At 72.5% G+C, this 17413-nt stretch carries 18 protein-coding genes and 3 tRNA genes; 10 read left to right on the top strand and 11 right to left on the bottom strand.

Annotated features, from left to right (window positions below; genetic code table 11):
* The 4 genes from hppD to UK12_RS29145 all read right to left on the bottom strand — a co-directional run.
* On the bottom strand, window positions 1–934 hold a 934-nt coding region (gene hppD, locus UK12_RS29160; RefSeq protein ID WP_231591430.1), incomplete at its 3' end, for a 4-hydroxyphenylpyruvate dioxygenase.
* A gap of 130 nt (window positions 935–1064) precedes the next feature.
* Window positions 1065–2285, bottom strand: coding sequence for a cytochrome P450 (locus UK12_RS29155; protein ID WP_045306182.1), 1221 nt, complete (start codon window positions 2283–2285; stop codon window positions 1065–1067).
* A 185-nt stretch (window positions 2286–2470) separates the two neighbouring features.
* Window positions 2471–3403 (bottom strand): LysR family transcriptional regulator, encoded by a 933-nt coding sequence (locus UK12_RS29150; RefSeq protein WP_052682248.1) that lies wholly within the window; start codon window positions 3401–3403, stop codon window positions 2471–2473.
* Window positions 3404–3461: 58 nt separating this feature from the next.
* Entirely contained in the window at window positions 3462–4700 is a 1239-nt protein-coding gene (locus tag UK12_RS29145; RefSeq protein ID WP_045306181.1) for an MFS transporter, read from the bottom strand.
* A gap of 108 nt (window positions 4701–4808) precedes the next feature.
* Between UK12_RS29145 and UK12_RS29140 the strand changes: the two genes are divergently transcribed.
* Window positions 4809–5408, top strand: coding sequence for a CGNR zinc finger domain-containing protein (locus UK12_RS29140; protein WP_045306180.1), 600 nt, complete (start codon window positions 4809–4811; stop codon window positions 5406–5408).
* A 109-nt stretch (window positions 5409–5517) separates the two neighbouring features.
* Here the strand turns inward: UK12_RS29140 and UK12_RS29135 are convergent, their stop codons facing one another.
* Window positions 5518–6210, bottom strand: coding sequence for an NAD(P)-dependent oxidoreductase (locus tag UK12_RS29135; RefSeq protein WP_045306179.1), 693 nt, complete (start codon window positions 6208–6210; stop codon window positions 5518–5520).
* Between the two features lie 86 nt (window positions 6211–6296).
* Here UK12_RS29135 and UK12_RS29130 point away from each other — a divergent pair, with 86 nt between their 5' ends.
* On the top strand, window positions 6297–6905 hold the full coding sequence (locus UK12_RS29130; RefSeq protein ID WP_045306178.1) for a TetR/AcrR family transcriptional regulator: 609 nt from the start codon (window positions 6297–6299) through the stop codon (window positions 6903–6905).
* A gap of 153 nt (window positions 6906–7058) precedes the next feature.
* On the opposite strand, the gene UK12_RS44605 is transcribed toward UK12_RS29130, so the two are convergent.
* Window positions 7059–7190: a hypothetical protein gene (locus UK12_RS44605; RefSeq protein WP_269432052.1), complete on the bottom strand. Its 132-nt coding sequence runs from the start codon at window positions 7188–7190 to the stop codon at window positions 7059–7061.
* 369 nt (window positions 7191–7559) lie between these two features.
* Here UK12_RS44605 and UK12_RS29120 point away from each other — a divergent pair, with 369 nt between their 5' ends.
* The 5 genes from UK12_RS29120 (at window position 7560) to UK12_RS40115 (ending at window position 13912) form a co-directional block, all read left to right on the top strand.
* Window positions 7560–7763, top strand: coding sequence for a cold-shock protein (locus UK12_RS29120; RefSeq protein ID WP_030303996.1), 204 nt, complete (start codon window positions 7560–7562; stop codon window positions 7761–7763).
* A gap of 251 nt (window positions 7764–8014) precedes the next feature.
* The gene (locus UK12_RS29115) at window positions 8015–9481 is read left to right on the top strand and encodes a DEAD/DEAH box helicase (RefSeq protein ID WP_052682244.1); all 1467 of its coding nucleotides are present in this window, start codon (window positions 8015–8017) and stop codon (window positions 9479–9481) included.
* Window positions 9482–9657: 176 nt separating this feature from the next.
* Window positions 9658–10938 (top strand): ATP-binding protein, encoded by a 1281-nt coding sequence (locus UK12_RS29110; protein WP_045306185.1) that lies wholly within the window; start codon window positions 9658–9660, stop codon window positions 10936–10938.
* A 165-nt stretch (window positions 10939–11103) separates the two neighbouring features.
* Window positions 11104–13527, top strand: a complete 2424-nt coding sequence (locus UK12_RS37005) for a helicase-associated domain-containing protein (RefSeq protein WP_156178990.1) — start codon at window positions 11104–11106, stop codon at window positions 13525–13527.
* A 235-nt stretch (window positions 13528–13762) separates the two neighbouring features.
* A complete protein-coding gene (locus UK12_RS40115; protein ID WP_156178989.1) occupies window positions 13763–13912 on the top strand; it encodes a hypothetical protein in 150 nt (49 codons plus the stop codon).
* Window positions 13913–14112: 200 nt separating this feature from the next.
* Here the strand turns inward: UK12_RS40115 and UK12_RS29100 are convergent.
* The 4 genes from UK12_RS29100 to UK12_RS29085 form a co-directional block, all read right to left on the bottom strand.
* Window positions 14113–14189 (bottom strand) — tRNA-Phe (locus tag UK12_RS29100).
* A gap of 27 nt (window positions 14190–14216) precedes the next feature.
* A tRNA-Asp gene (locus UK12_RS29095) sits at window positions 14217–14290 on the bottom strand.
* Window positions 14291–14347: 57 nt separating this feature from the next.
* A tRNA-Glu gene (locus UK12_RS29090) sits at window positions 14348–14420 on the bottom strand.
* A 120-nt stretch (window positions 14421–14540) separates the two neighbouring features.
* Window positions 14541–14882, bottom strand: a complete 342-nt coding sequence (locus UK12_RS29085; RefSeq protein WP_045306176.1) for a metallopeptidase family protein — start codon at window positions 14880–14882, stop codon at window positions 14541–14543.
* Window positions 14883–15065: 183 nt separating this feature from the next.
* Here UK12_RS29085 and crcB (UK12_RS38540) point away from each other — a divergent pair, with 183 nt between their 5' ends.
* From crcB (UK12_RS38540) to crcB (UK12_RS29070), 3 genes are read left to right on the top strand one after another with little or no spacing between them, the layout of a single operon-like run.
* Entirely contained in the window at window positions 15066–15605 is a 540-nt protein-coding gene (crcB, locus tag UK12_RS38540) for a fluoride efflux transporter CrcB (protein WP_231591429.1), read from the top strand.
* The gene (locus tag UK12_RS29075) at window positions 15602–15988 is read left to right on the top strand and encodes a DUF190 domain-containing protein (RefSeq protein WP_045306175.1); all 387 of its coding nucleotides are present in this window, start codon (window positions 15602–15604) and stop codon (window positions 15986–15988) included. Before crcB (UK12_RS38540) ends, UK12_RS29075 begins: the two co-directional genes overlap by 4 nt.
* Window positions 15985–16377, top strand: coding sequence for a fluoride efflux transporter CrcB (gene crcB, locus UK12_RS29070; RefSeq protein ID WP_442973889.1), 393 nt, complete (start codon window positions 15985–15987; stop codon window positions 16375–16377). Before UK12_RS29075 ends, crcB (UK12_RS29070) begins: the two co-directional genes overlap by 4 nt.
* 174 nt (window positions 16378–16551) lie before the next feature.
* Here crcB (UK12_RS29070) and UK12_RS29065 read toward each other — a convergent pair whose 3' ends face one another.
* Window positions 16552–17316: a hypothetical protein gene (locus UK12_RS29065; protein ID WP_045306173.1), complete on the bottom strand. Its 765-nt coding sequence runs from the start codon at window positions 17314–17316 to the stop codon at window positions 16552–16554.
* Window positions 17317–17413 lie beyond the last annotated feature (97 nt).

Here is a 17413-nt window from a genome sequence, read left to right as displayed (position 1 = left end):
CCTCGATCGGCACCCGGGTCGGGCCGACCCGCTCGGCGAGGGCGTCGTAGTAGGCGTCCGGCGTGGTCAGGAACTCCACCCCGTGCGCCGCCATGCCGCGCACGGTGGCCGCGATGTCGTCGGTGGCCAGCGCGATGTGCTGGACGCCCGGGCCGCCGTAGTACTCGAGGTACTCCTCGATCTGGGACTTCTTCTTGCCGACGGCCGGCTCGGTGACGTTGAACTTCACCTTGTTGGAGCCGTCGGCCAGGGCCTTGGACATCAGCGCCGAGTAGTCGGTGGCGATGTCGTCGTCGGTGAACTCCTGGATCTGGGTGAAGCCCATGGTGCGCTGGTAGAAGTCGATCCAGGAGTCCATCTCGCCGAGTCCGACGTTGCCCACGCAGTGGTCGACGTACGTGAAGAGGTCGCCCGAGCCGTCGCGGTCCTCACCGGCGGCCGGCTCGACCGGGACGTACCCGGGCAGGTACGGGCCCTCGTAGCGGGAGCGGTCGACGAAGGTGTGCCGGGTGTCGCCGTAGATGGCGATGCTGGCGAGCGTGACGGTGCCGTACTCGTCGGTCACCTCGTACGGCTGCTCGATGCCCCGGGCGCCCCGGGCCACGGCGTGCGCGTAGGCGGCCCGGGCGTCCGGGACCTGGAGCGCGATGTCGGTGACGCCGTCCCCGTGGGTGGCGACGTGCTCGGCCAGCAGGCGGGCGCGCTCGGTGGACGGGGTGACCACGGAGGTCAGGACGAACCGGACCTTGCCCGACTCCACCACGTAGGACGCGAGGTCCGGGGCGCCGGTCTCGGGCCCGGAGTAGGCGGTCACGCGCATCCGGAAGGCCGAGCGGTAGAAGTGCGCGGCCTGGCGGGCGTTTCCTACGGCGAAGACCACCGCATCGGTGCCGAGGAGGGGGAACGGGTCGGTCACGGCTTCCGTTTCGGGCACGGAGAAAGTCTGCACAGCACTCATTGGGCGTCCGATCCTTTGCTGAATGGGGTGTTTCCGGAACTCTGGACGGAGTACCGAATTCGGCTGGGAATTCGGCGTTGAATTCAGCCGACAGCTCGGCCGGGACTCAGGAGTGGATCCGCGACCAGCGCACGGGAAGCTCGTCGAGCCAGCGGACGACCATCCCCTTCTTCCAGGACAGGCTCTCCTCGGGGACCGCGAGGGCGAGGTCGTCGACCCGCCGGGCGAGGGCCTCGATGGCGACCTGCAGCTGCATCCGGGCCAGGTGCGTGCCGGGGCAGTAGTGGTGGCCCTGGCCGAAGCCGAGATGCGGATTGGCGGGCCGCTCGAAGTCCAGCTCCTCGGGGGTGTAGAAGACCTCCGGGTCGCGGTTGGCGGAGCAGAGCGAGCCCACCACGGCCTCGCCGGCCCGGATGACCGTCCCGCCGACCTCGACGTCCTCCAGCGCGTAGCGGGGGAACATGGTGGAGGTGTGGAACGGCGTGTAGCGGACCAGCTCCTCGATGGCGGCGGGGACCAGCTCGGGGTACTCGCGCAGCCGGGCCAGCTCACGCGGGTGCTTCATCAGCACCTGGACGAAGTTGGCCAGCGTGAGCACGGTGTTCTGGGCACCGGGGGCCAGCAACCGGACGGCCACCAGGACGAGTTCGTCCTCGCTGAGCCGGTCCGGGCTCTCGTCCCGAACCTTGATCATGTCGTTGAGCATGCCGTCGACCGGCTCCTGGCGGCGCAGTTCGATCAGCCGCGCCATGTACCGGTGCAGGCTGTCCAGGTACTCGTTGATCTGCGCCGGCTCCATCGAGGTGGTCGCCACCACGGCCTGCGACCACTTCTGGAAGTCGTCCCGGTCCTCGTACGGGACCCCGAGCAGCTCACAGATGACCGTGACCGCCAGCGGGGTGATGAACTCCGCCATCAGGTCGACCGGCGGCTCCAACGTGGCCAGCCGGTCGATCAGTTGCTCGGTGATCTCCTTGGTGAGCGGCCGCAGCCGCTCGGACTGCCGGGGCGTCAGGCCGGCGTTGGCCACCCGGCGCAGCCGGGAGTGGTCCGGCGGGTCCATCGACAGCAGGCCGCGGTCCACGACCTCGCTGCCGATCCGCGGCTCGTCCCGCTTCAGGGTCTCCGCCCGGCTGAACCGGGTGTCGGACAGCACCGCGCGGACGTCGTCGTATCGGGTGCACAGCCACGCCTCGTCGCCGTACGGCAGTTTCACCCGGCTCAGCGGTTCGTTCTCGCGAAGGTGTGTGTAGAACGGATCGAGCTCGAGCCCCTCGGGCTCGCTGAACGGGTAATTCCGGAGCTGACGCGTTCCGTCGGCATTCACGTTCGGGTCGCCTTTCCGAAGGCCGATTTACCCGAACGGTATCCGAATACCGGACTACTGCGTCAACAACCTTTTCTTCTGGACCTTTTCAGTTGTGCTTATGCCCGCTGCTCGGCGGCGCGGTCGGGCCGAGTATGAATCGGGTCACATGTCAGGTTTATGTCAGACCGCAGCGGCCCCGAGGGTCAGCCCGCGGCGGCCCCGAGCGGGACGCGCCCGGACTCGATCAGCCGGGCCCGGTTCTCCCTGGCCACCGCGACGAAGCGGCGCACCACCGGCTCCTGCTCCGCCGAGCGCCAGGCGATGGCGATCTTGGTGGTGGGGACGGGCGAGGTGAACCGGCGGACGACCGTACCGCTCGGGGAGTACCGCTGCGCCACCCGACGGTCCATCACCGCCAGCGCCTCGCCGCCCGCGACGAAGAGGCAGAGGTTCTCGTAGTCCGGCTCCTCCTGGACGATCAGGGGCGCCGAAGCGCCCCAGATCTGCTCCACGATGCGGTCGTGCAGCTCGGGGGCCAGCCTCCTGGGCCACATGGCCATCGGCTCGCCCCGGAGCGCCTGCGGGGCGAGCCGCACGGCCGAGGCGAGGTGGTGGCCGCGCGGCAGCACCACCACCAGCTCCTCCTCGGCGAGCAGCAGCGACTCGATCTCGGGCGACCGGCTGGTCTCGCGCACGAAGGCGGCGTCGACCGCGCCGGAGCGCAGCAGGCCGAGGTTGTTGGCGGTGCAGCCGGAGTCCGCGTTGATCCGCACGTCCGGGTAGCGCCGCCGGAACTCGTCGACCAGGTCGCGCTGGCCGAGCGAGGCGCCGGAGAGACTGTAGGAGAGGTTGAGGGTGCCGCCGTTGCCCTCGGCCGCCTCCCGGATCCGGTCGCTGAGGCTGTCGTGCAGGGCGAGCAGCTGCTCCGCGCCCTCCAGCAGGACGATCCCGGCCTTGGTGAGTTCGGCGCCCTTCACTCCCCGGCTGACCATCAGGCCGACGCCGAGCTCCCGCTCCAGCGCCTTGATCTGCTGCGACAGCGCGGACTGCGTGATCCCCAACTCCTCGGCGGCCCGGCCGAAATGGAGCTGTCTGGCGAGCACGCTGAAGTACTTGATCCGACGTAACGACATCATCAGGAATCTCCCCCTGTCGGCCCGTGCGGGCCAGCCGCCGGGCGGAGCCGTCGATTCGTCAGCGAGCCTGTGTGGCGTCGTCGCGCAGTGCGGGCTCGGCCGGGACGACCGGCTCCCGTACGGCCCGGCGCTGCGCGCTCGCACCGGCCAGCAGGGCCAGCCCGGCCAGCACCTCGGCCCCGGCGCCCGCCAGCGGCAGCTTGCCGAGCTGGCCGGCACCGGCCAGTACGCCGCCGAGGATCGCGGCCAGCGTCTGCCCGACGTAGACGGCGCTGTTGTTCAGGGCCAGCAGCATGTCGCCGTTCTTGCCGCCGATGCTCAGCAGGCGGTGCTGGATCAACGGGAAGCTGGCCCAGTGCACCAGCCCCCAGAGCAGCAGGCCCGCGGCGGCCCCGACCACGGAGTGGACGGCGAGGCCGAGCACGGCCAGCACGACGGCGAGCAGCCCGATGGTGCTGCCGAGGCCGACGGTCGGGTTGATCCGGTCGGCCAGCCGCCCGCCGCCCATGACGCCCACGAAGCTGCCGACGCCGAAGAGCAGCAGCAGCCAGGTCCGGGTGGACTCGCCGGCATGGGTGACGTCGCCCAGGACCGTGCCGAGGTAGGTGTAGACGGTGAAGGTGCCCAGGATCCACAGCAGGGTGGTGAGCAGCGCGGTCGGGGCGTGCCTGGTCCGGATCGCGCCGAGCCGGTCCCGGACGCTCACGCCCGGGGCCCCGGGCACCGCCGGGATGCTGCCCCACAGGCCGGCCATGGTGACGACCGCCAGCAGGACGACGAAACCGAACGCCCAGCGCCAGGAGGACAGGTTGCCGATCTCGTTGCCCAGCGGGACACCGAGCGCGATCGCGCTGGTCATCCCGGCGTAGACGACCGCAAGGGCGCGTCCGCGCCGCTCGGGCGGGGTGATCCTGGCCGCCACCGCCGAAGCGGTGGCTGCGTACAGCGCGGCACCGGCGCCGGTGACCACCCGGCTGATCAGCAGCACGGTGAAGTTCGGGGCGACCGCGGAGAGCGCGTTGCCGACGGCGAACACCGCCAGCACCCCGAGCAGCAGCACCCGCCGGTCGAGCCGGGAGGTGACGCTGGCCAGGACCGGCGCCGCGAGGGCGTAGGTGATCGCGAAGACGGTCGACGTCTGACCGGCGGCCTCGGTCGAGAGCCCCAGGTCACTCCCCAGTTCGGGGAGCAGCCCCGACACGATGAACAGGTCGGTGCCGATCGCGAACATGCCCAGGGCCAATAACCAGACCCGGCCGTTCACCGACCGCCCTCCCGCTTCCAGCCCCTGCGCCATCGGTGTGCCTCTCTCCTCGCCGTCCGCCCGCTGTTCGCGGCCCGCACGGCGAGCGAGGCGGAGTAACCAGTCATAGGGTTATCAGGCCAGCTAACCTAGCATATGGTTATGACGACGGAGGAGAGAGATCCCGACTATGTCTGGTACGGCGGCCGGCCCAGCATCCACCTGGTGAACACCCGCCGGTACCGGTTCGAGGGCGGCCGCGAGCTGCTCCGCGAGCCCGCCGACCTCAGCCGCTGGCTGGAGGCCGCCGAGCTCACCCCCGGCCGGGCCGCCGTGGACGAAGCGCTGCTGGCGGCGGCCATCGAGCTGCGCGAGGCCATCGACCGCGGGCTGATCGCGGTGGTCGCGGGTGAGCCCCTCGCGGCCGAGCCGGTGCAGGTCGTCAACACCTGGCTGGCCCGCGCGGCGCAGTACCCGCCGCACCTCGACCTGGTCGACGGCCTGCCGGTCTTCCGGGTCAACACCGTGCCCTCGGACGCCTTCGGCGCGCTCTGCCGGATCGCCGTGGACGCGGCGGAGATGCTCGGCAGCGACCTGCGGACCAGGCTGCGGATCTGCGCCGGCGCCAACTGCAGCGCCCGGTTCATCGACAACTCGGCCGGCCGGCGGCGCCGTTGGTGCTCGATGGCCGCCTGCGGCAACCGGGCCAAGGCCAGCCAGCACCGCCAGACGGCGGCCGCCCGCTCCCGAGCGGGCGCCTGACGGGCGGGCGGTTCCTGCCCGTTCGAGTGCCCGGCCGGTTGAGTGCCCGGTCGGCTGGCGGGAGGGGGATGGCCGGCGGCTCCGGTGGGTGGGGAGTCCGGCTCGGCGGCTACCGCTTCCCGGTGCCCTCGCGCCAGATCAGCCGGGCGATGCTCGGCTTGACCTCCGTCGTGACCACGCCCATCGCCCGGCGGACGAAGCGGTCGTCGGCCAGCTGCGCCAGCATGCTCGCGGCCAGGTCGGACCGCGCCGTGAACAGGCCGTCCGCACTGTCCTCGGCGAGCCGGTGGTCCGTCACCACCGGGTGGTCGAACAGCCCCGACGGCCGGACGATCGTCCAGTCGAGGCTGCTCTCCTTGATCAGTGCCTCCATCCGGCGCATGTCCTCGTGCGCGGTCCGGGCGATCACCCTGTTCACGTACGGGTCCAGCACGTGGTTGAAGAAGAACGCGCCGCTGGGACGCCAGGCGGGGTCGACGACGCTGGAGCTGACCACCAGCAGGCGCCGCACGCCGTGCCGTTCCATGGCCGAGACGATGTTCCGCGCGCCCGCCGAGTAGACGGTCACCGGCCGGCGGCCGGGCCGGGCCCCCAGGGCGGACAGGACGGCGTCGCTGCCCGCGACCGCCGCGCCGACCGCGTCCGGTTCGGTGGCGTCGGCGCCGACCACCGTGAGCCCCGCCCGCGCCGGAAGGCTCTCCGGGCGGCGTGCCACCGCCGTGACCCGGTGCCCGGCGGCCAGGGCCTGCTCGGTCAGCCGGCGTCCGGTCGGGCCGGTGGCGCCGAAGACGGTGATGCGCATGGCGTTCCTCCTCGCCTCACCCCGGCGGGTCCGGGGGCTGAGAACGCCTTGACTGTGCCGATCGGGGCCCGCAATATTCAACGCTGATGAATAAAACGCGAGGCCGCCCGCGCGGCAACCCGCCCACCAGGGCCCGCATCGCCGAGGCCGCTCGCGAACTGTTCGTGGAGCACGGCTACCGGGGCACCACCCTGCGGGCGGTCGCCGCCGCGGCGGGGGTCGACCAGGCGCTGATCAGCTACCACTTCGGCTCCAAGCAGGGCCTGTTCGGCGAGGTGACACAGGTGCAGTGCGCCCGTGCGCTCGACCTTGCCGGCGCTCTTCGGGGCGACCCCGCGGGCCTGCCCGACCGCCTCCTGCGAGCCGTCACCGACCTTTGGGACGACACCGACCTCAACCGGCTGGCGATGCACGGCGAGGACGTCATGCAGGTGTTCCGGGAGTACCTCGAACGCGAGGTCCTCGGCCGGATCGCTGAATATCTGGGTGGTCCGGACGCCACCGAACGGGCCCTCGCCGCCGTCACCGTGCTCGGCGGTCTGATCTTCACCAGGTACCTGAACCCGCTGCCCGCCTCGGCGCAGCTCGACAGCGCCGACGTACGACGGATCCTCGCGCCGACGCTGCGCGCAGCCCTGCAGAGCCGCACCACCCGCATCGGTCGTCCGGGCCGGCCCGTCCTGGTCGGCCGCTGACCGGGGCGGTCGCGGCGGTGTGCGCCGTGAGCGGGCGCACGGGAAACGCGTCAAGCCCGGTCGGGCCTTTGGGGCGCGCGGACAGCAGCGCTCGGCCCGCCGGGTCGAAACGGCGCCACGGGCGGTGGAGTCGGCCGCCCGAGCGCCCTCACATCAGAGCAGGAACAGCTTGGCGAAGGGAGGCAGGATCCGCTCCTGCCGCGTGCCGAAGTCGACGAGCACCGCGATCAGGCCGTCGCCCTCGATACCGACGACCCGGCCGAGCCCGTACTGGTCGTGGCTCACACGGTCTCCGACGCCGAACTGCTTGGGCGGCGGCGGGGGCGCGGAGCGGAAGGGACTGGTGGGTAGGTGGCGCCGAGGCGCGGCTGCATTCGTCATCCGTGTCAGTATGCGCCTGCTCCGACGCGGTATGGCTGTTCCGGGGACCGAAATTTTCCTGTTTTTCTGGATCTTGGTCATCGGCCCCCGTTTCGGGCCGAACCCTGCTACAGTCGTGGTAGTTGCAGTTTTGGTCCCCATGAACTCTGTGTGCGCCTGCTGGTTGACCGCAGGCGCATTTCTGTTTCCCGGCTCTTCCCCGGGCGGGGCATCATCGCGGCGACGCGAGGCTCGCGAGGCGCGAGTTTCGGAGCGCCTTTCAAGGAGTTTTTTATGGCTAATGGCACTGTCAAGTGGTTCAACTCGGAAAAGGGCTTCGGCTTCATCGAGCAGGACGGTGGCGGCCCTGACGTGTTCGCCCACTACTCGAACATCAACGCCAACGGCTTCCGTGAGCTGCTTGAGGGCCAGAAGGTCGAGTTCGACGTCACGCAGGGCCAGAAGGGCCCGCAGGCGGAGAACATTCGTCCGCTCTAGTACTTCTCGCTGCATGCACCTGCCAGGCAGCAGGGGCCCGCACCGTGTATTTCGCACGGTGCGGGCCCTCGGCATTTCCTGAGCCGCCTCCGTCCTTCGGGGCGCACGGCCCCGCCCCGGCGGCCGTCCCGCACCGGGAAAAACATCCTCCGGGCGCTGTTCTTCACACTCCTGGCCCGTTCTTGCGAATTTCATGCGGTCTCGCGCTGCGAGTCCTTCCAGGTGACGTGCCACCATCAGGAAGGTTTCGCATGATTCGCTCCACTGGTTCTCCGCGCCGGACGTCCGGCGCACGGGCCGGGTCCGGCCCGAGGGGCCGTCAGGCCGATCCGGCCCAGGACGTGCCCGCCGTCCCCGTCCCCAAGGTCCCGGCGCTGCCCGCCGTCGAGTCGTTCGCCGAGCTGGAGCTGCCGGGGACGCTCCTCGCGACGCTGACCCGCCACGGGGTGACCTCGCCGTTCCCGATCCAGGCCGCCACGCTGCCGAACTCGCTGGCCGGTCGGGACGTCCTGGGCCGCGGACGTACGGGCTCCGGCAAGACCATCGCCTTCGGCCTGGCCGTCCTCGCCCGTACCGCCGGGCGGCGGGCCGAGCCGCGCCGGCCGCTGGCCCTCGTACTGGTGCCCACCAGGGAGCTCGCCCAGCAGGTCACCGAAGCCCTCACCCCCTACGCCGGTTCGGTCCGGCTCCGGCTGACCACCCTCGTCGGCGGCATGCCGATCGGCCGCCAGGCGCACGCGCTCGGCCGCGGGGCCGAGGTGGTCGTCGCCACGCCCGGACGGCTGACGGACCTGATCCAGCGCGGCGCCTGCCGACTCGACGACGTCGCCGTCACGGTCCTCGACGAAGCCGACCAGATGGCCGACCTGGGATTCCTGCCGCAGGTCACCGAGTTGCTCGACCAGGTCCCCGCCGACGGCCAGACCCTGCTGTTCTCGGCCACCCTGGACCGCAACGTCGACCGCCTGGTGCGCCGCTTCCTCAAGGACCCGGTCACCCATTCGGTCGACCCGTCGGCCGCCACGGTCAGCACGATGGAGCACCACGTGCTCTACGTCCGCCACGCGGACAAGCACGCCGCCATCGCCCACATCGCCTCCCGTGAGGGCGGCGTGATCATGTTCACCGACACCAAGGACGGCGCCGACCGCCTGGTGGAGAACCTGCTGGCCAACGGGGTGAAGGCGGCCGCGCTGCACGGCGGGAAGTCCCAGCCGCAGCGCACCCGGACCCTGGAGCAGTTCCGTACCGGAGCGGTCACCGCGCTGATCGCCACCAACGTCGCCGCCCGGGGCATCCACATCGACGGCCTCGACCTGGTCGTCAACATCGACCCGCCGACCGACCACAAGGACTACCTGCACCGGGGCGGCCGCACGGCCCGCGCCGGCGAGTCCGGCACCGTGGTCACCCTGGTGCTGCCCAACCAGCGCAGGGGGACGGCCCGGCTGATGGCCGCCGTCGGCGTCACCCCCGAGTCCGCCCACGTCCACTCCGGCGACGAGGAACTCGCCCGGATCACCGGCGCCCGGGTGCCCACCGGTGTGCCCGTGGTGGTGGCCGACCCGGTGGTCGAGCGCCCCCGCCGAGGCTCCTACGCGGGCCGGGACCGCCGCGGCCGCTCCGCCCACGGTGCCGGTGCCCGGAACCCCCAGTCCTCGCACGCCTCCCGTAACGGCTCGCCCCGGCGCGGCGCCCGGGTGGCACAGGACCGGTAGGCCCGGGTCCCGGGTCCCGGGCGCCGGGCCGGGCGGAGGTGAGGGGTCACGTCGGGCTCCGGTCGGCGGGGTCGGCCATGACGGAGGTGGACATCTCCGGACAAGAACGTATGAATTAGCCGTCCGGTCGGCGCGCCGTGACAATGGAACCTCCCCGACCGGGCGAGGTGGTGGCGATGGTGGCGTGGCGTCTGCGCGACTACCACGAGGGCGATCTCGACCAGGCGATTCGGATCTGGGACCAGAGCCGCCAGGCCGACGACGAGATGCCGGTCTTCCCCGTCTCCGAGGTGATGGCCGCAGCCCAGGCCGACCAGGCGGCGGTGGTCGCGGTGGTCGGCGACCAACTGGTCGGCATGGCGGTGGCCCAGGCGCAGGGCGAGCGGGCGTGGGTCCTGCTGCTGGCGCTCGCGTCCCAGTGGCGCAACCGTGGGATCGGCAGCGCTCTGCTCGCCGAGCTGGAGCGGCGCCTGCGGGCGTCGGGCGTGCGCCGGATCAGCGCTCTGCTGCCCGCCGGTGCCACCGGGACGAAGGCCCTGGAGCACTCCGGCTATCTCACCCGTGGCGGGCTGACCTACTACGAGCGGCTGGAGCCGCTGGGAGCGGCCAACGCAGGCGTACTCTCGGCGCTGGGCGGCCGGATGCTGCCGGCCGGCCTCTGGGACGACATGGCCGGCATGGAGCGGGAGAAGCAGGTCGTCGAACGCCGGATCGTGCTGCCGCTGACGGAGCCGGCCCTGGCCGACCGCTACAACGTGGCCCCGCCGAAGGCGGTCATCCTGTTCGGGCCGCCCGGCACCGGGAAGACCAGCTTCGCCAAGGCGGTGGCCTCCCGGCTGAGTTGGCCGTTCGTGGAGCTGTTCCCGTCCCGGCTGGCCGCGGCCACCAACGAGGGGCTGGCGATGGCGCTGCGGGACGCGTTCTCGGACCTCGCCGAGCTGGACGCGGTGCTGCTGTTCATCGACGAGGTCGAGGAGATCGCCGCCGTACGGTCCGGGCACGCGGTCGATCCCGGGCACGGGGTCACCAACGAGCTGCTCAAACTCATCCCCGGCTTCCGCGAGCACGACGACCGGCTGCTGATCTGTGCCACCAACTCGGTGCGCTCCCTCGACCCGGCCTTCCTGCGGCCCGGCCGCTTCGACTACGTCATCCCGATCGGACCGCCGAACCCGGCTGCGCGCGAGGCGATCTGGACCCGCTACCTCGGCTCCGCCGCCGACTCGGTGGACCTGGCCCGGCTGGTGGAGACCAGTGAGCTCTTCACCCCGGCCGACATCGAGTTCGCCGCCCGCAAGGGCGCACAGCTGGCGTTCGAACGCGAGGTCACCCAGCGCCTCGGCACACCGGCCATCACCGAGGACTACCTGATCGCCATCGCCGACACCCGGCTGACGCTCACCGCGCAGGCGATCGAGGAGTTCACCGAGGACATCGAGGCGTACAGCAGGCTCTGACACCACGAGGGTCCGGATCGCGCCGAGCCGTCGGTCGGTCCGGTGCGGGTTCAGCGGAGGCTGCGGTTCCCGCCGTCCGGCAGCGAGACGGCGCTGGAAGGCGTCCCCGGCTTCAAAAACCCGGTCTCGGTCCTGGCGCCGCTGTCGGCCACTACGCTCGGTGAGGTGAAGACTGCACGAAGCCTCGCGGCCTGGCTGGCCGACCGTTCTCCTTCGCAACTGGCCGAACTGCTGGAGCAGCGCGAACTGCCCTTCGCGGGCCGGGTGGAGAGCATGACCGCGTTGGCCGACCATCTGCTGACGGCTCGGTCGGTGGGGCTGGGGCTGCGCGAGATCGACCTCGGGGACCTTCAACTGCTCAATGCCGTGGCGGTTCTGGCCGAGCGGTTGCACGGCCCGCTGCCCGGTGCCGTGCGCACTCCCCACCAGCTCGCGGGCTATGGCGGGTATTCGCCGCGTCCCGAGCTGCCTGCGGTCGATCCCGCCAAGCGGTCCGTGACCCGGGCCGAGCTCTTCCGGTTCCTGGAGCTCGACGCCGACGGCCGGGCCGCCGCCGAGGCCGCGCTGTCCCGGTTGGCCGAGCGGGCCCTGGTGCTGCCGCCGTCCGGGAGCAAGGTCGTCGTCCCGATCCTGCTCCACCGCCAGGCGAGGGAGACGAGCGGCTACGGCCGACCGGTCGACCAGTTGCTGACCGAGGCCTACAACGCGCCGGAGGTTCACCGCATCGCGCAGGCCCTGGGGCTCGGGAAGGTGCCGACCCGCGACGAGGCGCAGCGGCGGATCGTCGCCGCGCTCAGCGACGCGGAGCGAGCGCGCTCCCTGGCCGCCGAGGCGCCTCCCGCAGCCCGTGAACTGCTGGACAGGCTGGTCCCCGGCCCGCCACTGCTGCGCACGCACTGCTTCGTCTCCCGCTACGGCTTCGGCTACTCGGATGCCGGAGCCAAGTACCTGTTCCGGGAGGGCGGTTCGGGAGATCCGGGCACGGACTGGCTGGCCGCCCGCGGCCTGGTGCTTCCGGTGGGTGCGGACCTGGCGGAGCTGCCGTACGAGGTGTCCGACGCGCTGCGCGACCACGACCGCGCGCCGAGGTACGAACCTGTCCCACCCGCCGTCGCGGGTGCGGTGGAGATCCCCGGGGCCGTGGTCGACGGCCAGGCGCAGGCCGCCATGGCCGAGGCCGTCTCGCGGGTCGAGCTGATGCTGCGCTCGGTCGCGGAGCAGCCGCTCGCGGTGCGCAAGACCGGCGGAATCGCCGTCCGGGACACCCGGCGGCTGTCCAAGGCGGTCGGCGTGCCGGAGGAACAGGCCCGGCTGTGGCTCGATCTGGCCACCAACGCGGACCTGCTCATCCCGCACGCCGAGGAGCCGGAAAGCCCCGCCAAGGGGCGCGGTCGAGCGCGGCGGACCGAGCCCTCGCCGCCCGTCCGGATGCTTCCCACCGAGCGGTACGAAGCGTGGTTGGCCTCCTCGCCCGCCCAGCGGATGCTGCCGCTTGTCGCCACCTGGGCGGTGGTGCCCGAGGTGTTCACACACTGGCCGGACGAGGACGACACCCCGGTCGCGCTGGTCAGCCCGCAGGACGCCGAGGCCGTCGAGCTGCGTCGCGCGGTGCTGGAGGCGCTGGCCACCCTTCCGGCCGGGCGCGGAATCGCGAGGCGTCAGACCGGCCGCTCACAGGGCACCGCCCTGGCCGGTCTCATCGCCACGGCGGCCTGGTTCCGCCCGGCCGCCGTCAGCCAGGGACTGTGGGAGGCCGAACGCGTCGAAGCGACCCTGGCGGAGGCGGAGCTGCTCGGCGTGGTCGCCCACGGTGCGCTCAGCCCGGTCGGACAGGCCGTGCTCGGACTTCTGAGGGCGGGCGCGCACCGCCACTTCCCAGCCGTTCCGGGCGCCGGGCCGGCCCTGCGCGACCACCCCGCTCTGGACGCCGCAGTCCGGCACCTGTCTGCGGCCCTGGACTCGACGCTGCCCGCGCCACAGACCACCGCCCGCTTCCAGGCGGACCTCACGGCCGTGGTCGCCGGAGCCGCCGCCCCGGAGCTGACCGACCTGCTGGCCTGCTGCGCGGACCGGGAGTCGGAGGGACACGCGGTCGTGTGGCGGATCACCCCAGCGGCCGTCCGCCGGGCCCTGAACGCCGGGACGGACGCGGCGGACCTGCTGGCCCGCCTGGCCGAGGTTTCGGAGGGCGGGCGGCCGCTCCCGCAACCCCTGGAGTACCTGATCAAGGACACTGCGCGGACTCACGGCCGGATGCGGGTGGTGCGCTCGGCGTGCTGCATCCGCTCCGACGACGAGGCGCTGGTGCTGGAACTCTCCAAGGCCCGCGCGCTGTCCAAACTCGGCTTGCGGCGGATCGCACCGACCGTCCTGATCAGCACCGCCGAGCCCGAAGCCACCCTCGGCGCCCTGCGGGCCGCCGGCTACGCCCCCGCCTTCGAGGCGGAGACCGGGACGACGATCATCGAGCGAGCCCGCCAGGACCGCGGCCCCAGCCACATGCCGCCACTGTCCAGGCAGCGACCGCACCACGGCGGCGGACCGGGCACCGCCCAGGAGCTGGCGGTCACGCTGCTGACCGGCCGTTGACCCCTCCTCGCGGCGCGAGCGCCGGAGCCGCATTCAATAGGACCGACCGGCACATGGGGGGTGGGTGACGATGGGGGTGCCCCCGGGCCGGAGGCTGGGGGAGGTCGAGGGCCGAGTCTGGGCAGTGCCGACGTGGGGGTCCCGGGCCGAAGGCTGGGGGCGGAGTAGCAGCGGAGCTGCGGCGACTGAGCAGAGGCCGTCCAGGCGACAGCCATCGGCACGCGACGCCGCCCCCATGGACGCACTCGTCCTGGTCGTGGCCGCGCACCACGGCCGCACCTTGGTGGTCGGCACCGGCCTGGAGGACATGCTTGCCTACCGCGAGGCGTTGGGTGAGCACCAGGTCGGCATCGTCCACCCCGACCAGCCCGACCGGATCATCTGACGCGGTGTGGTGACGACCTGTCCGCTGCGGATGGGGGTCGCGAGCGCGGCGCCCACTCCCCGTCGGCTCGGTACACGGCCGCATCGGAGGGGTGTGCCCGGAACTGAGAGGGCCGGCCGGCCGCCGTCGTGTTGGCGTCAAACGGCATGAGAAATGCCCCCGAAGCGAACTGCTTCGAGGGCATCGTGCCTGGTAAGGCGTGGTGGCCAGGGCCGGGGTCGAACCGGCGACCTTCCGCTTTTCAGGCGGACGCTCGTACCAACTGAGCTACCTGGCCGTACTACACCGCCTCTTGCGAGACGAGCGATCCCGACGGGACTTGAACCCGCGACCTCCACCTTGACAGGGTGGCGAGCTAACCAACTGCTCCACGGGACCATGCACGGTATTTCTCCGCGCAGGCCTTGCGGCACTGACTTTACTACGGGTACTGCGTGCCCCCAACGGGATTCGAACCCGTGCTACCGCCTTGAAAGGGCGGCGTCCTGGGCCACTAGACGATGAGGGCTTGCGGCCCTTCCGGCTGTTATCCAGCGTTCGGGGACGTCGAGAAGCATATGGGATGCCGGGCGCGAACACCAAAACGGTTTCCGTCCGGGCGAGGCGGAGCCCGCCGGGTGGGGCAGGGTCAGGACCAGCCGAGCTCGTGGAGCTCGTGGTCGTCGAAGCCGAAGTGGTGGGCCACTTCGTGGATCACCGTGGTGCGGACCTCCTCGACCACCTGTTCGCGGGTCTCGCAGCGCCGCAGGGTCGGGCCCAGGTAGATCAGGATCCGGTCCGGCAGCACGCCCGCGTACCACTCGCCGCGCTCGGTGAGCGGGGTGCCCTCGTACAGCCCGAGCAGCTCGGGGGCGGCCGGGTCCGGTTCGTCCTCGACGAAGACGGCGACGTTGTCCATCATGGCCGCGAGCTGCGGGGGAATCTGGTCCAGGGCATCGGCGACCAACGTCTCGAACTCGTCCCGGGTCATGTCCACCGCCCCATTGTCGGGTGACGGGTGACGCGTTGCCAGATGATCGGCGGCGGTTTTCGACGATCCGTTGCACGGAAGCCGGGGCGGCGGCCGTGTCGGGGCGGCGATCCGCCGGTGGTTGACTGAAGTGTGCGTTCGGAACGGATCAGGCAGGGCCGGCGGCCGGAGGCGGCTGCGGCGGTGCGACGGGGCCGGCCGTCGGTCATCAAGTCGGTCCTCGAGGGGCAGGGCCCGACGGTGGCCGTGGTCGCGCTCGGCGGGATGCTCGGTGCCGCGCTGCGGTACGGCGCCGCCCTGCTGTGGCCCACCGCGCCGACCGCCTTCCCGTGGACCACCCTGGTGGTGAACGTCGTCGGCTGTGCGGTGATCGGCGCCTTCCTGGTGCAGATCACCGAGGGGCGGACGCCGCACCCGCTGCTGCGCCCGTTCTTCGGCACCGGCGTCCTGGGCGGGTTCACCACCTTCTCGACGTACGCCGTGGACGTGCAGCGCCTGGTCGGGCACGGGCAGCCGGGACGCGGCCTGGCGTACCTGACGGCGACCCTGCTGGCCGCGCTGGCGGCGGTCTGGACGGCGTCGGCACTGACCCGGCGGCTGCGGGCGGCCTGGCAGGCCCGGGTGCAGGTCCGGGTGGAGTCGCAGGTGGAGTCACGGACGGCGGGGCAGGGAGCGGCGAGCCCTGAGTCCCGGGCGGACTCGGGTGATCGGAGTGCGGAATGAGCGGGTCGGCGGGTAGCGCGCTGCGGCTGACGGTGTACGTCGGGGAGAGCGACTCCTGGCACCACCGGCCGCTCTACAGCGAGATCGTGCACCGGGCGCACGCCGCCGGGCTGGCCGGGGCCAGCGTCTTCCGGGGCGTCGAGGGCTTCGGGGCCTCCTCGCTCGTCCACACCGCACGGCTGCTGTCGCTCGGCGAGGACCTGCCGGTGGCGGTGGTGATCGTGGACGCCGCCGAGCGGGTCCGGGCCTTCCTGCCCGAACTCGACGGACTGGTCGGGGACGGGCTGGTGACCCTCGACGAGTGCGAGGTGGTCCGGTTCGGGCCTGAGGCCGGGGACGCTCCCGTAGCCGGGCACGGCCGGGGCGCGGAGGGGGCGAAGTGAGCTCTGCCGGGTTGGTGAACTGGCTGCTGGTGCTCGCGGGAGCGGCGGTCGGCGCGCCGCTGCGCTACTTGACGGACCGTACGGTGCAGGCCAGGCACGACACGGTCTTCCCCTGGGGCACCTTCACGGTCAACGTGGGCGGCTGTCTGGTGCTGGGGCTGGTCACGGGGGCGGTGACCGCCGGTGCCGTCGGTTCGCACGTCCAGTTGCTGCTCGGCACGGGCCTCTGCGGGGCGCTGACCACGTACTCGACCTTCTCGTACGAGACGTTCCGGCTGGCCGAGAGCGGAGCCAGGCTGTTCGCGGCGGCGAACGTCGCCGGGAGCCTGCTGGCGGGCCTGGGAGCGGTGTGGGCGGGGTCGGCCGTGGCCGACGCGTTCTGGGGCTGAGGCGGCCGTCCCAGGGCCGCTCAGGGGGCCTGGCGGGCCGGGGTCGAGGGTCGAGGGGGGCCGGCTGGGCCGGGTGCGCCGATTCGTCAGGGGTCGCGAGGTGCGGCCGGGGGTGTCGAGTCGGGCTGAGGGTGGGTGTCTTCCGTTTCGCGCAGTTCCTCGCGCCCCCGGGGGTCAGTGCTCGGGCGGATCGGGCCGGTGACCGTGTCCGGGGGGCCTCGCGCGCGTTGGGCACCGGAAGCGGCCGTCCGTGCCGAGCGTGTGCGCGGCGAGCCGGAGCGTGCGCGGGCGGCCGTTCTCGGCCGACCTGGGCGGGGCGGGCAGGAGAGGTGGCTCGGTGATGGCAGGGCGTACGACTCGGCAGGCACGGAGGGCGGGGGCGGCGCGGGCGGCACGGGTACGCCAGAAGCCTGCGGCACCTGCGCCGGAGCCCGTGGGGCAGGCCGGGGCGGGGCGGCTGGTCCGGGTGGTCGCCGGGACTGCGGGGCGGCGGACGCCGGGGAGTGCGCGGGCGCGCGTGGCCGGCGGGGTGGTGCTGGCCCTGGCCGGGATGGGGATGGCCGGGTGCATGTCGGTCGGGGCGGGCTCCGCGGAGCAGCCGGGCACCCAGCCGGTCGGGCAGACCGGTGTGATCGGGAAGTCCGGCGCCAGCGGCGGGCCGGGCAAGGCCGGGAGCGTGCAGCGGATGGAGCGCCCCGGCGGCGGGGGCCCGGAGACGGCGGCTGCCGGGGGCGGTGCGCCCTCGCCGGGCGTCACGGCGCCCGGGGCCACCGTGCCGCCCCCTGCGGGCCAGCCCGCCCCGCCGCCCGGCGGGGAGGCCGGCGGGGCCCCGAGCGGCAGTCCGGACACGCACCCGGCGGGCTCGCCGAAGCCTCCGGGCGGTACCACCACAGCCCCCTCCGCGTCCTCGGACGGCTCGCCCAGCAGTGCCCCGAGCACGCCTCCTCCGTCGCCCTCGACGGCCCCGGATCCCGCGCCGAGCAGCAGCGGAACAGTGGTCCCGACCGGCGTACCGACCGGTCATTAGCGCTGTGGC

The organism is Saccharothrix sp. ST-888 (assembly GCF_000955975.1).
In the GTDB taxonomy this organism is placed as follows: Bacteria; Actinomycetota; Actinomycetes; order Streptomycetales; family Streptomycetaceae; genus Kitasatospora.
Note: the sequence above shows the minus strand (reverse complement) of the source record. Positions and strands in the feature narration are given on the sequence as shown.